The sequence below is a fragment of the Sphingomonas sp. OTU376 genome, from assembly GCF_038440415.1.
GTDB classification, from domain to species: Bacteria; Pseudomonadota; Alphaproteobacteria; order Sphingomonadales; family Sphingomonadaceae; genus Sphingomonas; species Sphingomonas kyeonggiensis_A.
In genome coordinates this window covers 23,104-48,604 of record NZ_JASATQ010000040.1, presented here as the reverse complement: position 1 = coordinate 48,604, position 25,501 = coordinate 23,104, and the positions used below count along the sequence as shown (strand labels likewise).

General features: G+C 66.9%; 19 protein-coding genes. 8 read left to right on the top strand and 11 right to left on the bottom strand.

The features are described 5' to 3' along the window. Nucleotides 1–76: 76 nt before the first annotated feature. Both AAHM44_RS16205 and AAHM44_RS16200 read right to left on the bottom strand, forming a co-directional pair. Nucleotides 77–898 carry a hypothetical protein gene (locus AAHM44_RS16205; RefSeq protein ID WP_342250632.1) on the bottom strand — a complete coding sequence of 274 codons (822 nt, stop codon included), beginning with the start codon at nt 896–898 and terminating at the stop codon, nt 77–79. Beyond that, on the bottom strand, nt 898–3,492 hold the full coding sequence (locus tag AAHM44_RS16200; protein ID WP_342250631.1) for a TonB-dependent receptor: 2,595 nt from the start codon (nt 3,490–3,492) through the stop codon (nt 898–900). The genes AAHM44_RS16205 and AAHM44_RS16200 overlap by 1 nt, the downstream gene beginning before the upstream one ends. 275 nt (nt 3,493–3,767) lie before the next feature. Here AAHM44_RS16200 and AAHM44_RS16195 point away from each other — a divergent pair, with 275 nt between their 5' ends. From AAHM44_RS16195 to AAHM44_RS16185, 3 genes are all read left to right on the top strand, one after another. Continuing rightward, nucleotides 3,768–5,567, top strand: coding sequence for a cation:proton antiporter domain-containing protein (locus tag AAHM44_RS16195; protein ID WP_342250630.1), 1,800 nt, complete (start codon nt 3,768–3,770; stop codon nt 5,565–5,567). A 105-nt stretch (nt 5,568–5,672) separates the two neighbouring features. Then, nucleotides 5,673–6,188 (top strand): hypothetical protein, encoded by a 516-nt coding sequence (locus AAHM44_RS16190; protein ID WP_342250629.1) that lies wholly within the window; start codon nt 5,673–5,675, stop codon nt 6,186–6,188. Nucleotides 6,189–6,190: 2 nt separating this feature from the next. Then, a complete protein-coding gene (locus AAHM44_RS16185) occupies nt 6,191–6,709 on the top strand; it encodes a hypothetical protein (protein ID WP_269575450.1) in 519 nt (172 codons plus the stop codon). Between the two features lie 142 nt (nt 6,710–6,851). Here AAHM44_RS16185 and alaS read toward each other — a convergent pair whose 3' ends face one another. From alaS to AAHM44_RS16170, 3 genes are all read right to left on the bottom strand, one after another. Further along, nucleotides 6,852–9,503: an alanine--tRNA ligase gene (gene alaS / locus AAHM44_RS16180; protein WP_342250628.1), complete on the bottom strand. Its 2,652-nt coding sequence runs from the start codon at nt 9,501–9,503 to the stop codon at nt 6,852–6,854. 68 nt (nt 9,504–9,571) lie between these two features. After that, entirely contained in the window at nt 9,572–10,123 is a 552-nt protein-coding gene (locus AAHM44_RS16175; RefSeq protein ID WP_342250627.1) for a site-2 protease family protein, read from the bottom strand. Between the two features lie 147 nt (nt 10,124–10,270). After that, a complete protein-coding gene (locus AAHM44_RS16170) occupies nt 10,271–11,524 on the bottom strand; it encodes a M24 family metallopeptidase (RefSeq protein WP_446745999.1) in 1,254 nt (417 codons plus the stop codon). A 156-nt stretch (nt 11,525–11,680) separates the two neighbouring features. Between AAHM44_RS16170 and AAHM44_RS16165 the strand changes: the two genes are divergently transcribed. Continuing rightward, entirely contained in the window at nt 11,681–13,000 is a 1,320-nt protein-coding gene (locus tag AAHM44_RS16165) for a dicarboxylate/amino acid:cation symporter (protein ID WP_269575454.1), read from the top strand. Further along, on the top strand, nt 12,987–13,847 hold the full coding sequence (gene trhO / locus AAHM44_RS16160; protein ID WP_342250625.1) for an oxygen-dependent tRNA uridine(34) hydroxylase TrhO: 861 nt from the start codon (nt 12,987–12,989) through the stop codon (nt 13,845–13,847). Before AAHM44_RS16165 ends, trhO begins: the two co-directional genes overlap by 14 nt. Here the strand turns inward: trhO and AAHM44_RS16155 are convergent. The 4 genes from AAHM44_RS16155 to recA all read right to left on the bottom strand — a co-directional run bounded on the left by AAHM44_RS16155 (nt 13,838) and on the right by recA (nt 17,609). Continuing rightward, on the bottom strand, nt 13,838–14,464 hold the full coding sequence (locus AAHM44_RS16155) for a glutathione S-transferase family protein (protein ID WP_342250624.1): 627 nt from the start codon (nt 14,462–14,464) through the stop codon (nt 13,838–13,840). The two genes, trhO and AAHM44_RS16155, sit on opposite strands and share 10 nt — an antisense overlap. Next, nucleotides 14,461–14,943, bottom strand: a complete 483-nt coding sequence (locus AAHM44_RS16150) for a DUF1801 domain-containing protein (protein ID WP_342250623.1) — start codon at nt 14,941–14,943, stop codon at nt 14,461–14,463. The genes AAHM44_RS16155 and AAHM44_RS16150 overlap by 4 nt, the downstream gene beginning before the upstream one ends. Continuing rightward, on the bottom strand, nt 14,940–16,334 hold the full coding sequence (locus AAHM44_RS16145) for an RNB domain-containing ribonuclease (RefSeq protein WP_342250622.1): 1,395 nt from the start codon (nt 16,332–16,334) through the stop codon (nt 14,940–14,942). Before AAHM44_RS16145 ends, AAHM44_RS16150 begins: the two co-directional genes overlap by 4 nt. Before the next feature lie 195 nt (nt 16,335–16,529). After that, nucleotides 16,530–17,609, bottom strand: a complete 1,080-nt coding sequence (gene recA / locus AAHM44_RS16140; protein WP_269575459.1) for a recombinase RecA — start codon at nt 17,607–17,609, stop codon at nt 16,530–16,532. Nucleotides 17,610–17,811: 202 nt separating this feature from the next. Between recA and AAHM44_RS16135 the strand changes: the two genes are divergently transcribed. The 3 genes from AAHM44_RS16135 to AAHM44_RS16120 all read left to right on the top strand — a co-directional run bounded on the left by AAHM44_RS16135 (nt 17,812) and on the right by AAHM44_RS16120 (nt 22,316). Further along, nucleotides 17,812–19,671: a hypothetical protein gene (locus AAHM44_RS16135; RefSeq protein ID WP_342250621.1), complete on the top strand. Its 1,860-nt coding sequence runs from the start codon at nt 17,812–17,814 to the stop codon at nt 19,669–19,671. Nucleotides 19,672–19,680: 9 nt separating this feature from the next. Continuing rightward, the gene (locus AAHM44_RS16130) at nt 19,681–20,397 is read left to right on the top strand and encodes an MOSC domain-containing protein (protein ID WP_342250620.1); all 717 of its coding nucleotides are present in this window, start codon (nt 19,681–19,683) and stop codon (nt 20,395–20,397) included. Nucleotides 20,398–20,738: 341 nt separating this feature from the next. Next, nucleotides 20,739–22,316 carry a hypothetical protein gene (locus AAHM44_RS16120; protein WP_342250618.1) on the top strand — a complete coding sequence of 526 codons (1,578 nt, stop codon included), beginning with the start codon at nt 20,739–20,741 and terminating at the stop codon, nt 22,314–22,316. Nucleotides 22,317–22,664: 348 nt separating this feature from the next. Here the strand turns inward: AAHM44_RS16120 and AAHM44_RS16115 are convergent, their stop codons facing one another. Both AAHM44_RS16115 and AAHM44_RS16110 read right to left on the bottom strand, forming a co-directional pair. Next, nucleotides 22,665–23,027 carry a response regulator gene (locus AAHM44_RS16115; protein ID WP_184165754.1) on the bottom strand — a complete coding sequence of 121 codons (363 nt, stop codon included), beginning with the start codon at nt 23,025–23,027 and terminating at the stop codon, nt 22,665–22,667. Between the two features lie 41 nt (nt 23,028–23,068). Continuing rightward, nucleotides 23,069–25,468 carry a hybrid sensor histidine kinase/response regulator gene (locus AAHM44_RS16110; RefSeq protein ID WP_269575465.1) on the bottom strand — a complete coding sequence of 800 codons (2,400 nt, stop codon included), beginning with the start codon at nt 25,466–25,468 and terminating at the stop codon, nt 23,069–23,071. Between the last annotated feature and the right edge of the window lie 33 nt (nt 25,469–25,501).

Here is a 25,501-nt window from a genome sequence, read left to right as displayed (position 1 = left end):
CCGCGGGGGCCCCGGGTTTCCTCTCCCGCCCCGCGCGGTACCCCGGGCCCCGGGCTTGCCCCGGGGAACGGAAAGCTCAGCGCACCACCGGCACCCGGCTCGCCACCACCTGCCGGGCCTTGCGCTCGATCGACCAGAGCGTGCGCGGCTGCACCGGGTCCCAGGTCACCGCCTGGCCATTGGTCGGGATCGGCACCGTCGCCACCCATTCCAGCAGCGTGCCCGCCTCGGGCAGCTTCACCGCATAAAGCTCGGGCCGGTCATGCCCGGTCACATAGAGCAGCCCGTCCTTGCCCCAGGAACCGCCCGAGCTGCTCATCGGCGCGAACCGCGCGAGCAGTTCCGGCGGGAAGTGCCAGGAGCGGAGCGGCTGGAATTGCGCATCCAGCTCCATCAGCACCGTCCAGCGATGATCGCGCCCGCCCTCGCCGCCGTGATCGGCCGGATAGTTGGCGAACATCGCCCACCATGTGTCGCCCTTGCGCTCGATCCAGGTGAGCGAGCCCGGGAATGGCGCCAGCGCGACGCTCCTCACATGCCGCATCGTGCGCGTGTCGAAGAACTCCACCGCGCTCGCCATCGGCACGGCGGGATAGTTGGACGCCGCGCATACCAGCATCGCACCGTCGATCACGCAGGAGTTCATATGCGGATAGAGCCGCTTGTCGCCCTCCCAGCGGGCGATGCGCTTGCCCGTCTTCTTGTCGTACTTGCCGATCAGGTTGTTGCTGATCGCGTAGAAATGCCGGGCATCGGCGACGACGCCCTGCTTGGCTTCCTCGGCATCCCAGCGCGCAGTGACTTCGGCCGGCGCGAGCATGGGGGCTTCGCGCGCCGGCGGCGATGCGTCCTGGCCGCCGGGTGCGGCGGCCAGGAGCAGGATCGAGGCGATCAGCATCAGAACTTCGCCGACACGCCCATGTAGAACGTCCGCCCATAGCGCTCGTTCTGGATGATCCAGTTGGTGTTGCCACCCTGATACTGGCGGGTCGGCTCGTCGGTCAGGTTCTGCGCCTCGGCGAAGATGCGCACGCCCTTCAGGATCGCGACGCTGGCCTTGGCATCCAGGCGGCGCAGATCGTCATTATACTGGTCGTTGTAGCTGGGATCGCCGACCGCGAGCAGCGCATGGCCGGTATTGTGATAGGCGATCGACGCTTCCACCGGCCCGCGCTGGTAGAACAGCTCGGCGCCGTAGAGGTAGCGCGACTGGCTCGGAAAGGTCGAGGTGCGGCCGTTGGGCAGCTTCAGATTGGAGTCGGTCAGCGTGCCGGTCAGCTGCACGCCCAGGCCCGACAACAGGCCCGGCAGGAAGGTGAACTGCTGCTGGTACTGCGCCTCGATGCCGATGATGTCGCCGCGATCGGCGTTGAACGGCTGGCTCACGCTGATCGTGGGATAGGTCACGCCCAGGATCGTCGCGTTGGTCAGCACCGTGGCCTTGCTGAAGATCGGGTTCTTGATGAACTTGGCGAAGGCGCCGACGCTGAACAGGCCGCCCGGCGCGAAATACCACTCGGCCGTCGCGTCGAGATTGTCTGCGCGATAGGGCTTCAGGTCCGGATTGCCGAATGAGGCGCTGTTGTCGGTGCCGAGCGCACTGATCGACCCGCCGGGGTTGAGGCTCGAATATTCCGGCCGGCCAAGGCTGCGCGAATAGGCCAGGCGGACGATCACCTGGTCCGACGGCGCGATCTTGACGATCAGCGACGGCAGGAAGTCGTCATAGCTGTTGCTGACCGTCACCGGCACGATCGCGGTGCCGCCACGCAGCGCATTGCCGCGATCGTCCAGGCTGGTGCGCTCGTAGCGCACGCCCGGCGTCACGGTGACCGCGCCGAACGTCAGATTGGCCATTACATAGCCGGCCCACACCTTCTCCTTCAGGCGGAAGTCGGACAGGCTGTTGTTGGCGAGCGTGGTCGCTGCGTCGAGCGGCATCAGCGCGTCGCCCAGATGCTGGGCCGTGAACGCCTGCAGCGCCGGGATGTTGAAGGTCGGGCCGTTGCTGAAGCAGCGGCCGGTGTTGTCGGGATATACGCACACCGCCGCACCGCCCAGGCTGTACTGGCCCAGCGTCCAGCGGTTCGCCGTTGCCGAAGCACGCACCCAGGTCGGGGTGTCCTGGTCGAACTTGCGGTCGGTATTGCGGTACTTCGCGCCGAACTTGATGAAGCCGATGTCGCGCACATCGATCGTGCCGTCGACCTTGCCCTGCCAGATCGTCTCGTCGTTGAGCTGGTGCGAATATTGATACTGGCGGAACTGCAGCTGGTTCGCGGCGCACTCGGCATCGGGCTTTGCCACGTACAGCGGCTCGCTGAAGTCGAAGGTGACGCGGCCCGGGTTGCAGCGGAACTGCCAGATCGGGAACTGGTCGAGCGTCTGATTGCGGCTGTAGCCGCCCTCATAAGCCAGCTTGAAGCCGCCGAAATCGGTCGTGCCGCCGACCATGCCGCTGGCCAGCCACTTGGCCTTGTAGTCGAGGCGGAGGTCCTCGCGGCGCTCCGGACCCGAACCGGGCGTGCCGGTGGCGCTGCTCGCCACGCCGTTGGTGAAGCCGGTCAGGCCGTCGGGATTGACGGTGAAGGCCGTGGTCGTGAAGTCCAGACGGTAGCGCGGACGGATCTCGTCCTCGGTGAACTTCGAATAGAAGCCGCGGACATAGAAGGTCTGGCGATCGCTGGGATGCCAGTCGAACGATCCGGTGCCACCCAGGCGGCGGCGGGCCAGCGAATATTCGGTGTACTTGATGTTGTCGGGCGTGCCGCCGCGCGCGAACCGCGCATCGGGCTTCCAGTTGTCCGGGTAGAAGCCTTCGCTGTTGAAGTCGCGATAGGAATAGCTGACGCCCAGCACTAGGCCGAACTGCTCGTCGGCGCCGAAGCGCGCCGCGAGGCTGGCGTCGCCCTGCACCGGCACCTTCTTGTTCAGCTCCTGATAGCCGGCCTTGGCGCTGGCCGAGAAGGCGAAGGCCTCCTTGAAGTCGAACGCGGTCTGCGAGACCAGGTTGATCGCGCCGCCGATGCCCTGCCCGTCCATGTCGGCGGTCTTGACCTTGGCGACCTCGACCCGGTTGAGCAGCTGGCCCGAGACGATGTCGAGTGGCAGCGAACGGGTGGTGCCGTCGGGGTTGCCGATCTCCATGCCGTTCAGCGTGTAGCCGTTCAGGTTCGACGGCACGCCGCGAATGGCGACATAGCGGCCCTCGCCCTGGTCATAGGTGACGCCCACCGCCGGAAGGTGCTCGACGACTTCGGAGACGTTGCGGTCCGGCAGGCGGCCCATCTCGTCGGCGGCGGCGACGTCGAGGATGCCGATCGCGTCGCGCTTGGCCTCGATCGCGCGCTTCTGGCTGGCGCGCTGGCCGGTGACGACGATCTCTTCCCCGTCACTTCCCTCGCTCACCGCGCTCTGCGCGTGCGCCGCGTTGGCGATGGTGAAGGAAAGCAGCGAAATGCCGAGCATTCCCAGCGTGCGTACCGTATGCATTTTGTCGATCCCCAATCCTTGGCAGGCGCCAGGCGGCGCGCGCAGCGGGGGCTTCGCAGTTGCAGCATGCCCCCGCCGCGCCCATCGGGGACGGCGATGACGATGGCGTTGCGGAAACACGACAGTTCCGCGACGCAGCAATAGTTTATGCGCGGGTGACATTGCCCATTGCGCATGGCGGCGCGGGACCGGAAAAGAGTTCCGGGCACATATCGGTTTCGAAAAGGGGGACAGGGCTTGAACTTCGCAATGGCACGCATCGCAAGGTTTCGCGCGTGAACCTCGGCAATAGCGGCCTTTCCGACGCGCTCGTCATCCTCGGTGCCGCCGGGCTGGTGATCCCCGCCTTCGCGCGCTTCCGGATAAGCCCGGTGATCGGCTTCATCCTGGTCGGCGCGCTGGTCGGCCCGTTCGGCCTCGGCAGCCTCGTGCCCCGCTACCCCTGGCTCTACCACATCACCATCTCGGACGCGCATTCAATCGAGCCGTTCGCCGAGTTCGGTATCATCCTGCTGCTGTTCTCGATCGGCCTCGAGCTGTCGTTCAAGCGCCTCTGGTCGATGCGCACCCTGGTGTTCGGCGTCGGCGCGGCGGAGCTGCTCGGCGCCGGCCTGATCCTCGCCGCCGTGCTCTACCTCACCGGCCTCAGCACGGGCGGGGCGATCGGCCTCGGCCTGGCGCTCGCGCTCTCCTCCACCGCGATCGTGCTGCCGATCGCCGGCACCACCAGCGCGGTCGGCCGCTCGGCCTTCGCCATGCTGCTCTTCGAGGACCTCGCGCTCGTCCCGATCATCTTCCTGCTCGGCGCGCTGGCCCCGGCGGCCGGCGGCGAGGACGGCTGGATCAAGCTCGGCCAGACGCTCGGATTCGGCATCGTCACCGTCGCGATCCTGTTCGTCGGCGGCCGCATCCTCCTGCCCCGCATGTTCGCCCAGGCCGCGCGCACCAAGAGCCCCGAGCTCTTCCTCGCCGCCAGCCTCCTCGTCGTCATCGCCGCCAGCCTCGCGACCAGCGCGGCCGGCCTCTCGCCGATCGTCGGCGCGCTGATCGCCGGCCTGCTCATCGCCGAGACCGAATATCACGGCGAAGTCGAGGCGATCACCGCACCGTTCAAGGGTCTCGCCCTCGGTGTGTTCCTGATCACCGTCGGCATGCGGCTCGACCTCAGCTTCATCGTCCACAACTGGGCGCCCCTGCTCGGCGCCTCGCTGGTCGTGATGCTGGTCAAGGCCGCGGTCACCACCGGCCTGCTCAAGCTCTCCGGCGCGCGCACCGGCACCGCGACCGAGGCCGGCGTGCTGATGGCCAGCCCGTCCGAGACCACGCTGATCGTGCTCGGCGTCGCCGGCGCGGCAGGGCTGATCAGCCCGAGCACCGGCGCCTTCTGGACCACCGTCACCGCGATCGGCCTCACCGCCACCCCGCTGCTCGCCAAGGCCGGGCGGATGATCGCCCAGCTGATCGAGCGCACCAAGACCGAGGAAGGCCCCGACGCCGACCTCGCCCATGTCCAGGCCGGCACGGTGGTTATCGGCTTCGGCCGCGTCGGCCGCACGGTGGCGGACATGCTGCGCCGCCACGGCCTGCCCTATATCGGCGTCGACGCCGACATCGACAACGTCAACGCCGCCCGCCGCGGCGGCTACAACGTCCTGTTCGGCGACGTCACCCGCTCGGAGCTGGTCGACAAGCTCAACCTCGGCCATGCCAAGGCGCTGGTGCTGACAATGGACGATCCCGTCCTCACCGTCCGCCTCACCCGCCGGGTGCGCGGCTGGGTGCCGGGCCTGCCAATCATCGCCCGCGCCCGCGACACCGCGCACGCCGCCGAGCTCTACCGCGCCGGCGCCAGCGAAGCGGTGCCCGAGGCGCTCGAAAGCTCGCTCCAGCTCTCCGAAGTGGTGCTGGTCGATCTCGGCATGGCCGTCGGCCCGGTGATCGCCTCGATCCATGAGAAGCGCGACGAGATGCGCAAGAAGATCAAGGACGTCGCCGGGCTCGACCGCGAACCGCGCTTCCGCCGCGTGAAGCTCGACCGGAACGGTGCCGACGAGGACGCCGACGCGCCGGCCTGATCGGCGGGCACCGTCTCGAAATGCGCATTTCCGGACAGACTCCGCTTGCCCGCCGCGCGGCCCCGGCGCATCTCATGGGCTACATCCTGTTCGGGAGTTTCGATGATGTTGACCAGCCTGCTTCTCCTCGCCGCCGCTGCCGCCGGAGGGCAGGCCGACGATCCGGTCGCTCCCGCCCGGGCGGGCAAGACGCAGTGCGTCGTGCCGGATCAGGCGAAGAAGACCTGCGTCGGCACGACGAGCTACAAGATCAGCGGAAACAGCTATGAGGCGACCACGCGGCTGTTCCTCGCGCCCACGCCGCTGATCACCATGGAGATCCGCACCCGGGGCACGGTCAGCGACGGCCAGCTCTGCGAGACGATCAAGCTGGCCGATTTCCAGGCCGGCACCGTCTACATGAACGGCAAGCCTGCCGAGGACGCCACCGCCAACGCCGTGAAGAGCCAGCTCACCGCCGCAGTCGCGCCGCTCGACGGCAAGAACACCTGCACCACGATCAAGCCGGCCGAGAACGGCCTGCTCCTCAACGAGCTCAGCGTCGATGGCGCGGTGCGCCCCGATCTCAGCCAGAAGTTCGTCTGGGTGAGCGACAAGGACGGCTACAAGCTGGGGAACTGACGATGATCGCCACTCTGCTCCTCCTCGCCACCGCGGCGCCGCAGCCGGCGCCTGCCCCCGATCTGCTCGACCCGGCCCGGACCGGCAAGATCCGCTGCGTCAGCCCGGATACCCGGCAGCGCACCTGCACCACCATGGTCCGCTACACCGTCCATGAGAACGGGACCTTCGACGCGACCGTCACCGGCGTAGTCTCCACCGAACCGACGATCCTGCTCGAATATCATATGTCGGGCCAGATCGAGGACGGCGCCGCCTGCTCCACCGTCCGCCCGATCGACTTCAGCTCGGGCAAGCTCACCAAGGACGGCGCCCCGCTCGCGACCGCGGTCGAGACTTCGGTCCGCCAACGCCTGATGCTCGCGCTCCAGCCGCTCGCCGGCAGGAAGCGCTGCTACCGCGACAAGGCGGACGGCGAAGGCATCATCTCGGACGTGACGATCGACGGCCTGGTCCGCAGCGACATGACCCAGCGCGCGCTCTGGGTCTCGCCGGAGGACGGCTGGGCGCCGGGGATGTGATCTCTAAAACTCCTCCCCGTTCCGGGAGGGGGACCACCGCGCAGCGATGGTGGAGGGGTTGCGCCAGAAGCGCGATCAGCGGGTTTGGAAGCACCGCTCAAATAGCCGCTCCCCCAGCAAGCTGGAGGAGGAACTGGGAAGCTCAAACCCCCGCCAGCGCCTCGGCCAGCGCAGCCTTCACCGCCTCGAGCGCCTCGGCGCCCTTGTCGCCATCCGGGCCGCCGCCCTGGGCCATGTCGGGACGGCCGCCGCCGCCCTGCCCGCCCAGCACCGCCACGGCGACCTTGACCAGGTCCACCGCGCTCGCCGCCACACCGGCAGTCACGCCGACCGCGACCGAGGCCCGGCCGTCATTCACGGCAACCAGCGCCACCACGCCCGAACCAACCCGCTGCTTGGCCTCATCGACCGCGCCGCGCAGTTCCTTGGGCTCGAGCCCATCGATCACCTGGCCGATGAAGTTGATGCCCGCGACCTGCTCCGGCCCAGCCGCCTGCGCGGTACCGCCGCCGCCCAGCGCCAGTGCCTTCTTGGCCTCGGCCAGCTCGCGCTCGAGCTTGCGGCGCTCCTCGACCAGCGCAGCCACACGGCCCACAACTTCATCCGCCGACGTCTTGAGCGCCGCCGCCGCCTCGCGCAGTTGCGCGTCGCGGCCGTTGAGCCACAGCCGCGCGCCTTCGCCGGTCAGCGCCTCGATCCGGCGCACGCCGCTCGACACGGCGCTTTCCGAGACGATCTTGAAGATCGCGATGTCGCCGGTGGCGTTCACGTGCGTGCCGCCGCACAGCTCGACCGAATAGGACGCATCCTCGCCCAGCCCCATCGACAGCACGCGAACTTCGTCGCCGTACTTCTCGCCGAACAGCGCCATCGCGCCGGCGGCGATCGCGTCGTCCGGAGTCATCAGCCGGGTCTCGACCGCGCCGTTGTGGCGGATCTGCGCGTTCACATCGGCTTCGATGTCCGCGATCTCCTCGGCCGACAGCGCCGAGGGGTGCGAGAAGTCGAAGCGCAGGCGATCGGGCGCCACCAGGCTGCCCTTCTGCGTCACATGCCCGCCCAGCCGCTTGCGCAGCGCCGCGTGCAGCAGGTGCGTCGCCGAGTGGTTGGCGCGAACCCGATCACGATGATCGGCATCGACGGTGAGCTGCACCGCGTCGCCGACCGCGACTTCGCCGGTCTCGATCTTGGCATGATGCGCGTGAAGCCGCCCAAGCGGCTTGGAGGTGTCGTTCACCGCCGCGCTCAGCTTGTCGTTCGAGATCACGCCGACATCGCCCATCTGGCCGCCGCTCTCGGCGTAGAAGGGGGTCTGGTTGGTCAGGATCGTCACGCTGTCGCCGGCAACTGCCTTGTCGACCTTGGCGCCGTCCTTGACGATCGCCACCACCTGGCCTTCGCCCTGGGTGCCGGCATAGCCGGTGAACTCGGTGCCGCCCAGCTCGTCGGCCAGGTCGTACCACAGCTCTTCCGAAGCCTTCTCGCCCGAGCCCTTCCAGGCGGCGCGCGCGGCAGCCTTCTGCGCGGCCATCGCGGTGTCGAAGCCGGCGCGATCGACGTTGATCTCCTGCGCGCGCAGGGCGTCCTCGGTCAGGTCATAGGGGAAGCCGAACGTGTCGTAGAGCTTGAACGCGGTCTCGCCGGGCAGCGTGTCGCCCGCCGCCATGCCGACAGTCGCCTCGTCGAGCAGCCGCAGGCCATTGGCCAGCGTCTGGCGGAAGCGCGTCTCTTCCTGCAGCAGCGTCGCTTCGATCAGCGGCTGCGCGCGGACCAGCTCGGGGAACGCGGCGCCCATCTCGGCGACCAGCGACGGCACCATGCGGTGCATCAGCGGATCCTTGGCGCCGAGCAGGTGCGCGTGGCGCATCGCGCGGCGCATGATGCGGCGGAGCACATAGCCGCGGCCTTCATTGGCCGGCAGCACGCCGTCGGCGACGAGGAAACCGGCCGAGCGCAGGTGATCGGCGATCACGCGGTGGCTCGCCTGGTTCTCGCCGGTGGTCGAGGCGCCGGTCAGCGCGCCCGAGGCGGCGATCAGCGCCTTGAACGTGTCGGTATCGTAATTGTCATGGACGCCCTGCAGCACCGCCGCGACGCGCTCCAGGCCCATGCCGGTATCGATCGAGGGACGCGGCAGGTCGCCGATGATCTCGTCATTCTCCTGCAGGAACTGCATGAAGACGAGGTTCCAGATCTCGACGAAGCGGTCGCCATCCTCTTCCGGCGATCCCGGCGGGCCGCCCCAGATATGGTCGCCATGGTCGTAGAAGATCTCCGAGCACGGCCCGCACGGACCGTCCGAGCCCATCGCCCAGAAATTGTCCTTGGTCGGGATGCGGATGATCCGCTCCTCGGGGAGCCCCGCGATCTTCTTCCACAGCTCGAACGCCTGGTCGTCGGTGTGATAGACGGTGGCGGTCAGCTTCGACGCCGGGATGCCCCATTCCTTGGTCAGCAGCGTCCACGCATGCGTGATCGCCTGCTCCTTGAAATAGTCGCCGAACGAGAAGTTGCCGAGCATCTCGAAGAAGGTGTGGTGGCGCGCGGTATAGCCGACATTGTCCAGGTCGTTATGCTTGCCGCCGGCGCGGACGCACTTCTGCGAGCTGGTCGCGGTCGAGTAAGGGCGATTCTCCAGGCCGGTGAACACGTTCTTGAACGGCACCATGCCCGCGTTCACGAACATCAGGGTCGGGTCGTTGTGCGGCACCAGCGGAGCGCTGGGAACGCGGGCATGTCCCTGGCCCTCGAAATAGTCGAGGAACGAACGGCGGATATCGTTGGTCGAAGTCATAAGCCGCCGACTTAGTTGCGGACAGGCTTTCGCTCAAGCGAAACACTTCGATCAGGGTAAAAGGTCCGCTATCTCACCGATTTGTTGCGGGCGCCGGCGCGCAGGCCTTGCAGGATATGGTGGCCGTCACTGCCCCTGAACGGCACGAGATTGGCGATTCCCATCCCCGCCGAGAGCAAGGCGAGCGCGCCGAGCAGCGCGCCGGCCAGAGTCGCGCTGCCGATCAGGGTGGCGCCGGTGCCGGCCAGCAGCGCGAGCAGCAGGTTCGCGATCGGCCCGGCGGCGGCGATCATCATGTGCTTGCGGCGCGCATCGATCCGGTCGAGCACATAGGACACATAGCCGCCCAGGTCGCCCATCCCGGCCCGCCATTTCAGCCGCAGCCGGCGCTGCCGCATGCTGTATTCGAAGGGCAGCACCACGATCGAACGGATATCGGCGCCCAGCCGGTGCGCCGCGGCGGCATGGCCCAGCTCGTGCACCAGCACCGCGATGAAGCAGAGCAGCGCGTCGACGATCAACCGCGCGGGCAGTCCGGCATCGCCCCGGAAATGCTCGCTCAGCACCCCCATCACGCCAAAGGCGGTGAGGAAGAAGATCACTATCGCCAGCGCCCGCATCGTCCCGTCCCCTGCCGCAGGTACCCTGTCAGCACCGGCCCGGATTGCAATGTAGGATTTCACCTGCTTCGCTCGCGCCGCCGGGTTTCATTCCCGCCGCTCTTTGATCCGTAGGAAGGAGAACAAGTTCTCGCCGGCGCGGGAAACTCAGCCCATCGGCGCGTCGATCGAGCGGGGCGGCTCGCTGAACCATTTCGGCCCGTTCTCGGTCATGTGGAAGCAGTCTTCCAGCCGCACGCCGAAGCTGCCCGGGATGTAGATGCCCGGCTCGTTCGAGAAGCACATGCCCGGCGCCAGCTTCGTCGCCTCGCCGCGCACCAGGTTGACCGGCTCGTGCCCGTCCAGGCCGATGCCGTGGCCGGTGCGATGCGACAGGCCCGGCAGCTTGTAGTCCGGTCCCCAGCCGAGCGAGGCATAGTAGCGGCGCACCGCGTCATCGACGCTGCCTGCGGTCGCGCCGAGCCTGGCGGCGGCAAAGGCGGTCTGCTGGCCCTTGGCGACCTGGTCCCAGACCTTGCGCTGCTCGGCATTGGCGCTGCCATGCACCCAGGTACGCGACACGTCGGACTGGTAGCCCTGCACCGTGCACCCGCAGTCCATCAGGATGATTCGGCCATCGGCAACCGGCGACGGGGTCTTGGTGCCGTGCGGATAGGCCGCGCCCTCGCCGACCAGCACCATGCTGAACTCGGGGCTGCCGCCAAGCTTCTTGGTGGCGGCGTCCATCAGCGCGGAGACGTCGCGCTGGCTCATCCCCTTCTCGACGCGCGGCTGGACCCAGCGATAGGCGGCGATGGTCACGTCGGTCGCGAGCTGCATCAGTGCGATTTCCGGGGCCGTCTTGATCATCCGGCAGCCCCGAACCACGGGATTGGCGGAGACCACTTCGAATCCCTCCTTCTGCAGCCCCCCGACTGCAAAATATCGAACGGTTTCCTCGATGCCGACGGGCAGATGCGCGAGCTTGCGGTCCTTGAGGAACACGGCAACGGTCTTGAGTGGGTCCTCATCCTCGTTCCACACCCGCACCTCGGCCGGGATCGCCAGCCCCTCGCGGGTGCGTGCTTCCTCAAAGTATGGGGTGACGATACACGGCTCGCCCTCGGCCGGCAGCACGACCGCGGTCAGCCGCTCGCTCCGCCCCCAGCGCAACCCGGTGAAATAGACCAGCGAAGATCCGCCCTCGATCAGCACCGCGCCGATGCCGTTCGCCTGCATCAGCTTCTGCGCCCGGGCAAGCCGCGCGGCGCGCTCTTCATTGCCGATCGGCACCGCCCCCTTGGTGATGTCCTGCAGCGCCGAAAGGTCCGGCTCGGCGGCACGCAGCACGCCCGGCAGGGCCAGCAAAGGCGCGGCGGCGGCGGCGCGGACGAGGGTACGGCGGTCGAGGCGCATCGGCATTCTCCGGACAGGACGGCGCATGCGATAGGGCCGCTTCCAAGGTCGCTGCAATACCCCCTGTGCATAGGGCAGCGCGCATCGGCTGGCCGCGCAGGGCTTGACCCGGGGCCCGCAATCCCCTTTGCCTGCGCCAAAGGATTTTAGGGGGACCCTGTTTTGGGCAAGCGACTTACCTGGTTCATTCTGGCAGCACTGCTGCTCGGCGGCATATTGGGCTATGTGCTCAACATCTCGCTCTCGGGCACGCCGGAAGGGGCGAAGGCGATCGAGAACTGGGCATATGGGCTCGACATTCCGACCCAGATGTTCCTCCACCTCATCAAGATGATCATCGCGCCGCTGGTGGTTTCCACCCTGGTGGTGGGCATCGCGCATATGGGCGGCGGCGGCGCCATCGGCCGCGTCGGCCTGAAGGCATTCTTCTGGTTCGTCTGCGCCAGCCTCGTCTCGCTCACCCTCGGCCTGATCTTCGTCAACCTGCTCCAGCCCGGCGTCGGCCTCAACCTGCCGATCCCGGCGGCCTCGACGTCCAGCGGCGTCGATCGCTCGAGCTTCGATGTCGCCAAATTCTTCATCCACATCATCCCCACCAGCGGGATCGATGCGATGGCAAGCAACGACATCCTCCAGCTCGTGATCTTCTCGCTGTTCTTCGGCGTCGGCCTCGCGGCGATCGGCGAAAAGGGCGAGCCGCTGGTCAAGGGCCTCGAAGCGCTCGTCCAGGTGATGCTCACCGTCACCGGCTATGTCATGCTGTTCGCTCCGGTCGCGGTGTTCTGCGCGGTGGCCAAGGCGCTGGCGACCAAGGGCATCGGCGTGGTGGGCGACCTCGCCTTCTTCATGGGCAGCTTCTACCTCGGCCTGTTCGCGCTCTGGGCGGTGCTGCTCGGCGCCTGCTTCCTGATCGTCGGCCCGCGTACCGGCACGCTGCTGCGCTATCTGCGCGACCCGATCCTGCTCGGCTTCTCCACCGCTTCGTCGGAAGCCGCCTATCCGCGCACGCTCGACGCGCTCGACCGGTTCGGCGTGCCCCCGCGCATCGCCAGCTTCGTGCTGCCGCTCGGCTATTCGTTCAATCTCGACGGCTCGATGATGTACATGACGTTCGCGTCGATCTTCATCGCCCAGGCGTACGGTATCCACCTCGACTGGATGACGATGATCCAGATGCTGCTGATCCTCATGGTCACCAGCAAGGGCATCGCCGGCGTGCCGCGCGCCAGCCTGGTCGTCATCACCGGCACGCTCAGCCACTTCAACATCCCCGAGGCCGGCATCCTGCTGATCCTCGCCGTCGATCATTTCCTCGACATGGGCCGCACCGCGACCAACGTGATCGGCAATGCCGTCGCCAGCGTCGTCGTCGCCCGCTGGGAAGGCAAGCTCGACGCGCCGGGCGATCCCGAGCCGGCTGTCCTGCCGATGCACGGCACCACCACCAAGACCGACAGCTTCGAGGATTATGGCCAGTCCTGATCCCGCGGCAGTGCCCGGCGCGGACCTGCCCGTCCGCGTCGCGGCACTCTACCAGTTCACGCGCTTTCCCGATGTCGAGAGCCTGAAGGCTCCGCTCCTCGCCTTGTGCGAGGGGCTGGGCATCAAGGGCACGCTGCTGCTCGCCAATGAAGGGCTGAACGGCACCATTGCCGGCAGCGACGACGCGATCGCGCAACTGCTCGACCATGTCCGCGCCCTGCCCGGCTGCGCTGGGCTCGACGTGAAATATTCGCGCGCCGCGGCGATGCCGTTCGACCGGATGAAGGTCCGGCTCAAGCGCGAGATCGTGACGATGGGCGAGCCGGACATCGATCCGCTCACCGATGTCGGCCATTATGTCGCGCCCGCGGAGTGGAACGCGCTGATCGACGCGCCGGACACCATCGTGATCGATACGCGCAACGCCTATGAAGTCGCGCTAGGAACGTTCGAGGGCGCGATCGATCCGGAGACGCGCAGCTTCCGCGAGTTCCCCGGGTGGTTCCGCAAGTTCCGCGCCGCGCGCGAGGCGGACGGTCCGATGCCGCGCGTCGCGATGTTCTGCACCGGCGGCATACGCTGCGAGAAGTCGACCGCCTTCCTCAAGGCGGAGGGCATCGACGAGGTCTATCACCTCAAGGGCGGTATCCTGGCCTATCTGGAGCAGGTCCCACCCGAGCAGAGCCGCTGGCAGGGCGAGTGCTTCGTGTTCGACCAGCGCATCACCGTCGATCATGCGCTGCAGCCGCGCAACCGCAGCCTCTGCCCACGCTGCCAGGGCCTCATCGCCAGTGAGGATGCGCCCTGCCCTGCCTGTGACGATCTGGCCTTCCGGGATCACGCATAGGCATAGGGCCCGCCGGCGGTCAGCGCCGCCTGATAGGCCGGGCGGGCGTGAATCTTCGCGATCCAGCCAGCGATGTGCGGGCGGCCTTCGGTGGCATTGGCACGGCTGACCGCGGCTTCCAGCGGGAAGCTCATCATCACGTCCGCAGCGGTGAATTCGGCCCCGGCGAACCAGGGCCGCGCGCCCAGCTCGCCCTCGACATAGTCGAGATGGACGTCGATCATCGGCTGGAACTTCTTCTGCGCCATCTTGCCGAACAGCGGCACCCGGCTCAGCACCAGCTTGGTGAAGAGCGGGGGCATGAGCGAGCCCTCGGCATAGTGCAGGAAATGCCGCCAGCGCAGCGCGTCTTCGCGGTGTCCCGGCGCGCCCAGCTTCCCATCGCCCAGCGCGACCAGATATTCGACGATCGCCCCGGTCTCCGCAATCGCCTGCCCGCCATGTTCGATCACCGGCGACTTGCCGAGCGGGTGCACGTGCCTGAGCTCGGGCGGCGCCAGCATCGTCGCCTTGTTCCGCTCGTAGCGCCGCACCTCATAGGGCAGGCCGAGTTCCTCAAGCAGCCAGAGCACGCGCTGCGAACGGGAATTCTCGAGATGGTGGACGATTACGGTCATGCAGCTTCCCCTGGACGGCGCGGGCGTTGCCGGGCCGAGATCGACTTGACGATGGTCCGCCCGCCCTGTGGCGGCAAGAGGCGCTTCGCGCGATCGAGCGCTGCGTCGATCAACGCGATCACCGCCGGTTCGTCGAGCAGCGCCACGTCCTTGAGGCAGACATAGCGTCCCACCTTGCCTTCGCCCTGCAACAACCCTTCCGGATCGGGCAGGCCGACGCCTGGGAGGAAATAGAGCAGGATGTTTCGGGGATAGATGGCGAGGCTGAACACGGCCTCGGACGTCTTCTCGCCAGGGCCGTAGCCGATCGCCAGCGCGTTGTAATTATCGTAGACGAGTTCGGTGGCGCCGGGCAGCCGGCTCCGCAACACCGTCCGGGCGGCGCGAACACGGTCGGCAATCTCCGATGTGAAGCGATCGATGAAGACCTCCACCTGGGCCGCAGTCGCCGCGGAATCCCCAGGATCGGCGGGTGTCATGCCCCACCCCCGACTGCTTCGAACTGGAGCGCGCGCTTCGCCGGATCGGCATCGACCAGCTTCACCTGCAACGCGGTGCCGGGCGCCGCGCCGGGCGCATCGATCCGGGTGACCACCGGCAGGTCGGAGAGCTGCATCCGCGCGCCGCGCATGTCGACATCGGTGACAACGGCGGCAAAGGTCTCCCCTTCGCGGCCATCAAGGATCACGGCTTCGGCAAGGTCGATCACCGCGCGGTCGATCTGGCCGCCCAGGGCATCGGCCCGGCCCATCACCTTGGGCAGACGTGCAAAGGCGTCGCTGACGGCCCCGGGCACCGGCTGGCCGTTCATCACCGCGAGCGTGGCACGGATCACATAGCGATCGGCGAGCCGGCGAAGCGGCGCGGTGGCATGAACATAGGGCGCGGCGACCGCGGCATGCCACGGCGCCGCTTCGGCGCTCCATGGCGCATAGCTCGCGCCCTGCCCTGCCCGGCGGATCGCAAGCATCAGCGCCGCCTGATGCGGATCGGCCGCATCCAGACCGTCGCGGAAGCGCTCGAGCGGCAGAGCCTCGGGCCATGCGATGCCGAACGCCCGGGCGCTGTTGCGCAGCCTGGCGACCGCCGCGGCATCGGGCTCGGCCATTACCCGGAACAGGCCCGTGTGATGGGCCTGCAGCACCTCCGCGATCGCGAGGTTCGCCGCGAGGGACAAGGCAGCATTCTGGTCCTCGGACGGATGCCGCGCGCGGAAGGCCAGCGCATAGCCGCCATTAGAGCGGCGGGCGACTTCCTGCTCCGGCGGATCGACCCGCGACGCACCGCGTGCGGCTTCGGCCAGCGCGATACGGCGTGCCAGTTCGGCGAACTGGGGTGGTAGCTCGCTGTCAGCCACTGTTTCATAGGCGAGCTTGGCGCGGCTGCGGACCAGCGCGCGCTCTGCTTCCTCGAGCTTCACCGCACCATCGGGAGCGACGCGGACGGTGAAGATCACGGCGGGACGGGGGCCATCGGGGAGGAGGCTGGCCGCGCCTTCGCTCAGCACCGGCGGATAGAGGCTGGCCTTGCCGTCGGGCAAGTAGAGCGTCGTGCCCCGGCGCCAGGCCTCGGCGTCGACCGGATCGCCGTCCGTGACGAACCAGGCCACGTCGGCGATGGCGTAGCGCAGCAGCAGGTCATTGCCGCTGGTCTCGATCGCCAGTGCCTGGTCGAGGTCGGTGGCGCTGGCGGGATCCAGGGTGACGAAGGGGATGTCGGTTCGGTCGACATGCTCGTCTGGTATCCGCCGGGCAGCGGCTTCCGCGGCTTCGAGTACCGGCTGGGGAAAGGCGCGCGGTACCTGGTACTGGGTTCGGATCGCGGTGAGGCCATTGGCCAGCACGCAATCGGGATCGAGAACTGCCTTCATCCCTGCATCTTAGCGCCCCCCGCAGCGGTGCAAATTCCAAAAATTCGCCGCCGGTCGCGCAAGGCGAGGGATTCGAACCGCCCTCCTCCACAAACGGGAAAGACCCGGCGCGGGGCAACGCGCCGGGTCTTCCGATGGGGCTGAGCCCGTGACCGCTGCCACACGCGTCGCACGCGGGCGCGGCCTGATATTCCATTATAGATCGTCGTCGCCGTCCTCGGCGTCGGGACCCGCCATAAGTCCCTCGGCAACCTTCTCGGTGCGCGCGCGGATCGCCTTTTCGAGACGCTCGCGCAGCTCGGGATTGTCGCGCAGGAAGTTCTTCGAATTCTCGCGGCCCTGGCCGATCCGGACGCTGTCGTACGAGAACCAGGCGCCCGACTTCTCGACCAGCCCGGCCTTGACGCCGAGATCGAGGATCTCGCCGATCTTCGAGATGCCCTCGCCATACATGATGTCGAACTCGACCTGCTTGAACGGCGGGGCGACCTTGTTCTTCACCACCTTGACGCGGGTGGTGTTGCCGATGATGTCCTCGCGGTCCTTGATCTGGCCGGTGCGGCGGATGTCGAGGCGGACCGAGGCGTAGAACTTGAGCGCATTGCCGCCGGTCGTCGTCTCCGGATTGCCGTACATCACGCCGATCTTCATGCGCAGCTGGTTGATGAAGATCACCATGCAGCGCGAGCGGCTGATCGAGCCGGTGAGCTTGCGCAGCGACTGCGACATCAGGCGGGCCTGGAGACCGACATGGCTGTCGCCCATCTCGCCCTCGATCTCGGCGCGCGGCACCAGCGCGGCGACCGAATCGACCACCAGCACGTCGATCGCGTTCGAGCGGACCAGCGTGTCGACGATCTCGAGCGCCTGCTCGCCGGTATCCGGCTGCGAGACGATCAGCTCGTCGATATTCACCCCGAGCTTCTTGGCATAGACCGGATCGAGCGCATGCTCCGCGTCGACGAACGCGGCGACGCCGCCGGTCTTCTGCGCCTCGGCGATCACATGGAGCGCCAGCGTGGTCTTGCCCGAGCTTTCCGGACCATAGACTTCGATCACGCGGCCGCGCGGCAGGCCGCCGACGCCGAGTGCGATGTCGAGCCCGAGCGAGCCGGTCGAGATCGCCTCGACCTGCATCGCCTCCTTGGAGCCGAGCTTCATTGCCGAGCCCTTGCCGAAGGCGCGGTCGATCTGCGCCATTGCGGCGTCGAGCGCCTTCTGCTTGTCCGAAGAAATCGCCATGTTGCCGTCAATCACCTTGAGCGAAGCTGCCATTGGAAGTCCCCGTCGCTAGAAGGTTTAGCACGCTGCATCAACCTGTGTTGGAACGCCGTGTATCGCCTTTGTTCCGCAAGAACAAGAGCGGAACGAAATTTTTGTTCCATAATCGTTCCACCTGCCCGGCAACGGGGCCGCGCCGGGCTTTCCCTGCCCCCTTCGCTTCAATAGGCTGGGCCCGAATACAGGGGGGAATGCAATGCGCGTGGCGACCGGAACGCTGTTCGGCAGGAAATCGCTCACGCTTGTCGAAGCGGGCGAGCCCGGCGCCGACCCCTGGCATTTCCTGGCATTCGAGGATGTCGAGGCACGCGAAATCATCCGGTTGGATGCGCGCTACCTGCTCGTGATCGGCTGCCGCGCCGCGCCCGAAGTGGATCCGGTCGCCCTGTTCGACCTGGTGGAACGGCGGCGCGTCTTCGAGATTCGCAGAAAGCGGCTTTCCTCGAATCGCTGGTGCTATTCGCCGGCGCGCCGCGCGTTCTTCTTCGCCCAGCATGACAAGGACTGGCGCTTCGACACCCTTTACGAGCGAGCGATCGACGGGGAGATCGATCAGCAACATCGTATCGACGGCTTCCGGATCAGCGAGTTCGAGGCCCGCGAAGACGGTACCATCGCGTGCGTGGAACAGGGCCTGCACGAGGACCGGATAGCGATCCTCGATCCCGCGACCGGCGAAGTGCGAATGACCCATCTCCCGCACCCGCCGCATGGGAGCCAGCCCGAAACCCGCCTGCGCTGGCTGAGCCCCGACGGGCGCTGGGCGCTGCGCAACCATCTCGACACCCTGCCCCGCGCCAGCGGGCGCACCGGCCTGCTTGCGCGTTTCCTGCGCAGCGCCCCCGCGGACAAGGCGCGCCACCCGGACCTGAGCGATGGCGAGCGGCGCTTCGGGATCGCGCTGGACCTGGTCCCGCTCGATCCCGAGGGAGCGAAACGCACCATCGTCATCCGCTACATGTCGCTCGCCGAGTTCAAGGGACTGCCCAGCTTTGGCGAAGTGCTGGATGCGCTGGCCAGCAGCGGCGAGCCCCTGCTTCCGCTGCGCGAAGGCAGCGAGGAGCCGATAGAAGACAAGCTGTTGCTGCACCTGCTGCACCATCTGCACGGCCTGGCATGGGACGCGGACAGCAAGGGGTTCACGGTATTCTTCGTCGATGTGCAGCGCCATGTGACGATCGACGGCGAGATCGGACCGCTCGAGCCGGTGACGGACTGGCGCAATCGGGACAAGCTGCCATCGCTGTCGGCGGACGTTGCGCGCGAGACAGCCAAGCCCATCTTGCGCGGCCGATCGAGCCAGCAGGTGGCGCTGGCCGACCTGAGCGGCCCCGCCATCACGGCCGCGCTGGACGAAATGCGCCAGCGGATCGAGACGCAGGGACCGGAGGCGCTGTCCTTTGCCGGGGTGCTTGCCTTCCGCTTCAAGACGGGTGGCAAGTCGATCGGCGAGAAGGCGCTGTTCCAGGCGGTGCGCGACCTGCCCGCCGACGAGCAGGCGGCGCTGCTGCCGGCCTTGCGGGCCTTGCTGGCCAGCTATGGCAGGACGGCGGGCAGCCCCTCCTGGCTCTCTTCGGGCAGTTCGGACACTGCCCCCGGCGCGCTTGCCGAAGCCGCGCTGGCACTGGCCGAGCTGGACGAAAATGCCTTCCTGTATCTGCGCGAATGGATCGCCGCGCTCGATCAGGAACATGACCAGATCGCCTCGGAAAAGCTGTTTCCGATCATCGCGCGGCGCACGCGCTTTGCGACGCCCGAGGCGCTGCGCTTCGGCCTGTGGTTCTTCCTCCAGCAATGGCAGACGGTTTCCTATCAGGACCACTGGCTGGGCCTGTTCGCGGCGGCGCCCGGCGTGATCGAGCCCGCGCCCTTCGCCCGGATGGCGCTGGAGGAAAGCCGCGCGGTGGTGGCTGCCAGCGAGGGCGCCAGCAGCCTTGAAAGCGGCCTGGTCAATCTGTGCGAGGCGATGCCGGACGATTTCTGGGGCAAGGCGGCCACGCGCGAGCTGGAACGGCTTTTCGGCGAGGCGATTGCGATGGAAGCGGACAGTCGTTAGCCCGGCGCAATGACCCGCATCGTCGGCCATGTCAGCGCGCTCAATCGCTATCCGGTCAAGTCGATGGCCGGCGAGCGGCTGGCCGCGGCCGAACTCGACTGGCAGGGGATCGAGGGCGACCGGCAATATGCGTTCGTCCGCGCCGCCAACGGCACGCGCTTCCCCTGGCTGACCGCGCGCGAGGTGCCGGCGATGGTGCTGCACCGGGCGCGGTTCGAGGAGCCAGGCAAGCCCAAGACCAGCGCGGTGACGGTGGACACGCCCGACGGCGCGACGCTGGGGCTGCGCGATCCGCTGCTGATGGCGCGGCTGGAGGAAGCGGCGGGCGAGCCGGCCTCGCTGATCCAGGTGGCGCGCGGCGTCTATGATTCGATGCCGGTATCGATCCAGACCAGCGCCGGCCACGCCGCGCTGGAGGCGGCGCATGGTGAAACGCTCGCGATCGACCGCTTCCGGATCAACGTGATCGTGGAGAGCGATGCCCTGCCCGGCGATTGGCAAGGCAAGCGGCTGGCGTTCGGCGACGGCGATACCGGCGCGGTGGTGCAATGCGCCGACCCGATCCAGCGCTGCGTGATCGTGACGATCGATCCGGTGACCGGCGCGAAGGAACCGCGGGTGCTGCGGACGGTCGCCCGGGAATTCGGGGCTTGCTACGGGATCTATGCTGGGCCTGCGCGGCCGGGGGTGATCCGGGTTGGGGATGTGGTGCGGGTGGTGGATTAGGGCCTCGGGTGGCTAGCAACTATTCCGACGGTAACTCGGCGCGACAGGTATGCGTTGCAATATCTGCCATCTCGCACGAGTAACCTCCATCCTAAAAACCGCCATTCATTACAACCGCGAGTGAAAAATTATGGCTTTAGTTATAATTACTTAATTTGAAATTATAGCAATCAAATTAAATATTCGAATATTTTGATGACATTGAAATTCTTCAGTTCGGCACCACCTTTTCTGAAAGGTGGAATCGCATGAAAGTCGGCCGTAATATCCGCTGCCCCTGCGGCAGCGATAAGAAATTCAAGCATTGCCACGGGGCTTCGGGTGTACGCCATTTCCCGCATATGCCCGACATCTCCCGATTGCGGCAGAACATGGCGGCGCAGGAACGCATTCGGCAGAATCAGCAAGGCTTTGGTAAGCCAGTAATTTCTGCTCACTGGCAGGATTACCAGTTCGTCGCAGTTGGCAACGAGCTTCATTACTCAAAGGCTTGGAAGACTTTCATCGACTTTCTGGGCGACTATCTAAAGTCAAAGATCGGTTCCGATTGGGGCAACGCGGAAATCACCAAGCCACTCGCCGAACGGCACCCGCTGATGCAGTGGTATGACGGGCTATGCCGGTTGCAGAGGGAGCACATCACCCAGCCCGGTCAACCTACCCAAATGCCAGTTACAGGCGTAGTCGCCTGCTATTTTTCAGTCGCGTATGGGCTCTATCTACTTGATCATAACGCAGAGTTGCAGGCCCGACTTATCCAGCGCCTCAAAAATCCCGGCAATTTCCAGGGCGCTTACTATGAAATTCAGGTTGCGAGCGCCTTCCTACTGGCAGGGTTCACACTAGCGCTCGAGGATGAAACTGACCCCAACCAAAGGCATTGTGAATTTAACGCGACCTCACCCGTGACAGGAAAGAAATATTGGGTCGAAGCAAAAATGCGCGCCGTGGCTGGCGAACTAGGCCGAACGACCGCCGACGGCACGATCTCGCCCAAACCGCTTTCCAGCTTCGTCAAGCAGCTCAACGCCGCGCTGGCAAAACCCGCTAACTGCGAACGGATGATTTTTATCGATCTGAATACGGAAATGCCCGCGGACGTCAGCGACGACAATCGCCCAGCCTTTATCGAGGCCGTAAACAAACGGCTTGGCAAATACGAAAAAGACGAGTTGCCAGAGGGTGAGAAGGCCTATCTGTTCGTCACCAACCTGAGCTTCCACAAGGATCTGGAGGGCTTGGCCCAACTGGTCGCGTGGCCGATAGGCCTCGGCATTCCAGATTTCAACCGTCCGGGCCACTATAGATTGTCAGAAAGGTACTTACAGGAACAGAAGCATGCGGATGCGCTGAAGGTTGCCGAGGGGCTATCTAAAATCCTGACTTGGCCCACCACCTTCGATGGCTCTCTCCCGTCGGTTGGATTGAAAGGGGAAAGGCCACCAATCCAGATTGGGGAAACGTACAATTTTGAAGGCGCCGGACCAGACGGCGGGGATATGGTTGGCACGGTCACCGCCGCCACCATGCTGGAAGCCGAAAAGGCCGTAGTAGTCGGCGTCAGTTGTGCGGAGGGCAAATCCTATTTGCTCAAGGAGCCGGTCAGCGATGCGCAGCTTGCCGACTATCAAGCGCATCCTGATGCATATTTTGGAACGATCGTGCGTCCCCCGACCGAGACGAAAACGCCTCAAGATCTGTTCGAGTTTTTCATGTACGCCTATGCGGAATTACCCCGCGAAAAGCTGCTGTCGCGCTTGCAGGGGCGCCTCCCCGGCGCAGAGAACATGCCTGTTGGTCAACTCCGTGCTGTCTATTGCGAAGGGCTCGTTAGTGCGTCGGGGTTTTTCGAGGTCGTGGATGGTGTCATCACGTCGCAACCCGCCAAAAGAAAACCACTGGCAGCGGGTACGCCCTGAGCATTAAATAACGCTAGGAACTGGCACGCTTGCTATCAGTCCGCTCTTATCAGTCTAGGGCCCCGAGCGCGCCAGCAGAGAAACCCTGGGCCCCGGCTTTCGCCGGGGAGCTGGATGGGAACAGCGCTTCCCCCATGTCGTCATTCCGGCGGACGCCGGGATCTCAGGCGAAGGCGCGGGAAGGAGCAACATACCCCTTGCAGGAGCGGATTTGCCGGATGCCCGCAATCTCTGCGGTGCCCCGGCGAAGGCCGGGGTCCAGTTGCGATGTCGTTCGCGAGGTTTACCCGGCTCACCTGCTGCGCCGAGACTGGGCCCCGGCCTTCGCCGGGGATCAGGGGAGGAAGCTCAGTCCGCCGCGACGAGGCTGTCGAGGACCTTCTCGACGCTGTCCATGGTGAACGGCTTGGAGAGCACCGGACGGTTGCGATAGTCCTCGCGGATCATGTCCCCTGCCCCGCCGGTGGCGAGCACGAAGGGGATGCCGCGCGCGGCGAGCGCGTCGGCGATCGGCCAGCTGGTCTCGCCGCCGCGCAGGTTCACGTCCATGATCGCGGCGTCGATTCCGCCGGCCTCGACCAGCGCCAGCCCGGAGGCGACGCTGTCCGCCGTACCCGCGACGACGCGATCAAGCGCGTCGAGGAAATCCTCGAGCATCATCGCGATGAGCGGCTCGTCTTCGACGATCAATACTTTCTGGGGCCCCGACATATGCGCGTTCAATCGCAAAAAAGTTCCGGGCCGCCAAGAGCTTATTTCGGGCCAAGCACATCGCGGGCGGCTTCGGCAAGTTGCTGGACCGAAAAGGGTTTCGGCAGGAATGCAACTTGCTCCAGATCAATCGACTTGCGGAGCTGTTCTTCGGCATAGCCCGACATGAACAGGATCGGCAGGTCCGGATATTTGGCGCGGATGCGGCGCGCCATGCTCGGCCCGTCCATCACCGGCATGACCACGTCGGAGATCAGCAGGTCGGGCCGGTCGATCGTCTCGATCAGCTCGAGCGCGGCCTCGCCATTGTCGGCGGTGACCACGGTATAGCCCTGGCGGGTGAGCGCGCGCTCGGCGATGGCGCGGACCATGTCCTCGTCCTCGACGACCAGGATCGTGCCGGTGCCCCAGGTGTCGGCGGGCTTTTCCTTGATGCCCGGCACCAGCGCGGTCACCGGCGCCTCGGTCGCGGCATGGACCGGGAGGTAGATGGTGAACTCGGCGCCGCCGTGGCGGCCATTGTCGGCGAAGATGAAGCCGCCCGACTGCTTGATGATGCCGTAGACGGTGGAGAGGCCGAGGCCGGTGCCCTTGCCGACTTCCTTGGTGGTGAAGAAGGGCTCCCAGATCTTGGCGAGGATCTCGGGCGGGATGCCGGTGCCGGTGTCGGAGACGCGCACGGCGGTATAGTCGCCGACGGGCAGGACATCGTCGTCCATCTGGCGGACTTCGGATGCGGGCACCGCCATCGTCTCGATCGTGAGCGTGCCGCCGCCATTGGGGCTCTTCGAGAGCATCGCGTCGCGGGCATTGACCGCGAGGTTGACCACGACCTGCTCGAGCTGGCCGGGATCGGCGCGGACCGGGCCGAGGTTGCGGCCGTGCTTGACCTCGAGGCGGACCGTCTCGCCGAGCAGGCGCTTGAGGAGGTTGGAGACTTCGGAGATCACGTCGGGCAGCTGGAGGAGCTGCGGGCGCAGCGTCTGCTGGCGCGAGAAGGCGAGCAGCTGGCGGGTCAGCGAGGCGGCGCGGTTGGAGTTGGCGCGGATCTGCTGGATGTCGTCATAGTCGCTGTCGCCGGGCGAATGGCGCATCAGCATCAGGTCGCAATGCCCGATGATCGCGGTGAGGATGTTGTTGAAGTCGTGCGCGACACCGCCGGCGAGCTGGCCGACCGCCTGCATCTTGGTCGCCTGGGCGACCTGGCGCTTGAGCTTGGACTCCTCGCCCGAATCCTTGAGGCTGATCAGGACCGCGGCGTCGCCGAGGCCGCGCGCGCCGGCGATGCCGATCGAGACGGGCTCCTCGGGCGCGTCGGCCATGCGGACGGTCATCTCGGCCGATTGCGGCGCGCCGCCGGCGAAGCGGCGGACCGCGTCGGCGAGGGCGGACTTGTCCTCGCGGACGACCAGATCGCCCGGGTAGAGCGGCGGGGCGGCGGCGTTGACCCGGGTGGCGCGGACGAACGCGTCGTTCATGCTGACGAAGCGGCCGTCGCGGTCGACCAGCGCGAGGCCGAGCGGCAGCAGCGCGATCAGCGAGCGGACATGCGCGCCGGCGCTGGCGCCGATCGCGGGCGTCGGCGCATGGCCCTGCTCCTCCTCGTCGAGCAGGGCGACGAGCAAGGGCGCATCCTCGCCGTCGAGGAACGGGATCTGCAGGACGCGGAGCGGATTGCCCTCCAGCCCCTCGCGCTCGAAGCGGACCAGGCCGAGGCTGTCGGTGATCAGGAAGCGGGCGAAGTCCCTGCCCTCCACCGCCGCCTCGCCGCTGCCCATGGCACGCAGGCGGAACACGCGGTTGGCGGCGCGGACCCGCCCCTCGGGCGAGACCATCGCGGTCATGATGCCGGAGGACCCGAGCCGGTCGCCGGTATGGCCATCGATCAGCGCCCGGACCTGGCTGGCGAGGTCGAGCGCCTGGACGCCGATGAAGCGCCAGACCAGCGACTCGTCGCCCACACGCTGGACGCGGACGGAGACGGGGGCGCCGAACACCTGGATGCCGTCCTCGCGCGCCTCGCCATCGCGCCAGGCGGTGCGGGCGGCGGTGCCGAGCGCGGCGACGGCGGCGTCGCTGATCGGCAGATTGGGCGGGGTCGGCCAGCCGGCGAACAGCGCCTCGAACCGGTTGTTGGCGCAGACCAGGCGGCCGGCGCGGTCGGTGACCGCAAGCGCATCGTCGCTGGCGGCGGCAAGCGCCTGGGCGACCGACCAGTCGACCGGCTGTTCGGCGGCGGTGTCGCTATGGAAGAGCCTGCGCGCGCCGAGCAGGACGCCGGCGGCAAGTACGCCCGCCGCGACGAAACCCACCGCGACGGCGCGGTCGTTCAGCGTCAGCAGGATCACCGCGCCCGCGAGGATGCCGGCCAGGATCGCGCCGGCATAGGGCAGCCAGCGGCGGGACGGCGATACGGGGGTGTGAACGGGCAGCGTGGCCATGCGCCCGTGTGAGGCGGCGCCGCTTGCGGGTCA

Excerpts from the sequence above, each read along its gene's own strand:
- AAHM44_RS16110 (WP_269575465.1), bottom strand. The coding sequence starts at position 25,468 with ATGGCCACGCTGCCCGTTCACACCCCCGTATCGCCGTCCCGCCGCTGG.
- AAHM44_RS16155 (WP_342250624.1), bottom strand. The coding sequence starts at position 14,464 with ATGACCGTAATCGTCCACCATCTCGAGAATTCCCGTTCGCAGCGCGTG.
- AAHM44_RS16135 (WP_342250621.1), top strand. The coding sequence starts at position 17,812 with ATGCGCGTGGCGACCGGAACGCTGTTCGGCAGGAAATCGCTCACGCTT.
- recA (WP_269575459.1), bottom strand. The coding sequence starts at position 17,609 with ATGGCAGCTTCGCTCAAGGTGATTGACGGCAACATGGCGATTTCTTCG.
- AAHM44_RS16200 (WP_342250631.1), bottom strand. The coding sequence starts at position 3,492 with ATGCATACGGTACGCACGCTGGGAATGCTCGGCATTTCGCTGCTTTCC.
- AAHM44_RS16130 (WP_342250620.1), top strand. The coding sequence starts at position 19,681 with ATGACCCGCATCGTCGGCCATGTCAGCGCGCTCAATCGCTATCCGGTC.
- alaS (WP_342250628.1), bottom strand. The coding sequence starts at position 9,503 with ATGACTTCGACCAACGATATCCGCCGTTCGTTCCTCGACTATTTCGAG.
- AAHM44_RS16185 (WP_269575450.1), top strand. The coding sequence starts at position 6,191 with ATGATCGCCACTCTGCTCCTCCTCGCCACCGCGGCGCCGCAGCCGGCG.
- AAHM44_RS16170 (WP_446745999.1), bottom strand. The coding sequence starts at position 11,524 with ATGCCGATGCGCCTCGACCGCCGTACCCTCGTCCGCGCCGCCGCCGCC.
- AAHM44_RS16120 (WP_342250618.1), top strand. The coding sequence starts at position 20,739 with ATGCCCGACATCTCCCGATTGCGGCAGAACATGGCGGCGCAGGAACGC.
- trhO (WP_342250625.1), top strand. The coding sequence starts at position 12,987 with ATGGCCAGTCCTGATCCCGCGGCAGTGCCCGGCGCGGACCTGCCCGTC.
- AAHM44_RS16150 (WP_342250623.1), bottom strand. The coding sequence starts at position 14,943 with ATGACACCCGCCGATCCTGGGGATTCCGCGGCGACTGCGGCCCAGGTG.
- AAHM44_RS16175 (WP_342250627.1), bottom strand. The coding sequence starts at position 10,123 with ATGCGGGCGCTGGCGATAGTGATCTTCTTCCTCACCGCCTTTGGCGTG.
- AAHM44_RS16145 (WP_342250622.1), bottom strand. The coding sequence starts at position 16,334 with ATGAAGGCAGTTCTCGATCCCGATTGCGTGCTGGCCAATGGCCTCACC.
- AAHM44_RS16205 (WP_342250632.1), bottom strand. The coding sequence starts at position 898 with ATGCTGATCGCCTCGATCCTGCTCCTGGCCGCCGCACCCGGCGGCCAG.
- AAHM44_RS16115 (WP_184165754.1), bottom strand. The coding sequence starts at position 23,027 with ATGTCGGGGCCCCAGAAAGTATTGATCGTCGAAGACGAGCCGCTCATC.
- AAHM44_RS16190 (WP_342250629.1), top strand. The coding sequence starts at position 5,673 with ATGTTGACCAGCCTGCTTCTCCTCGCCGCCGCTGCCGCCGGAGGGCAG.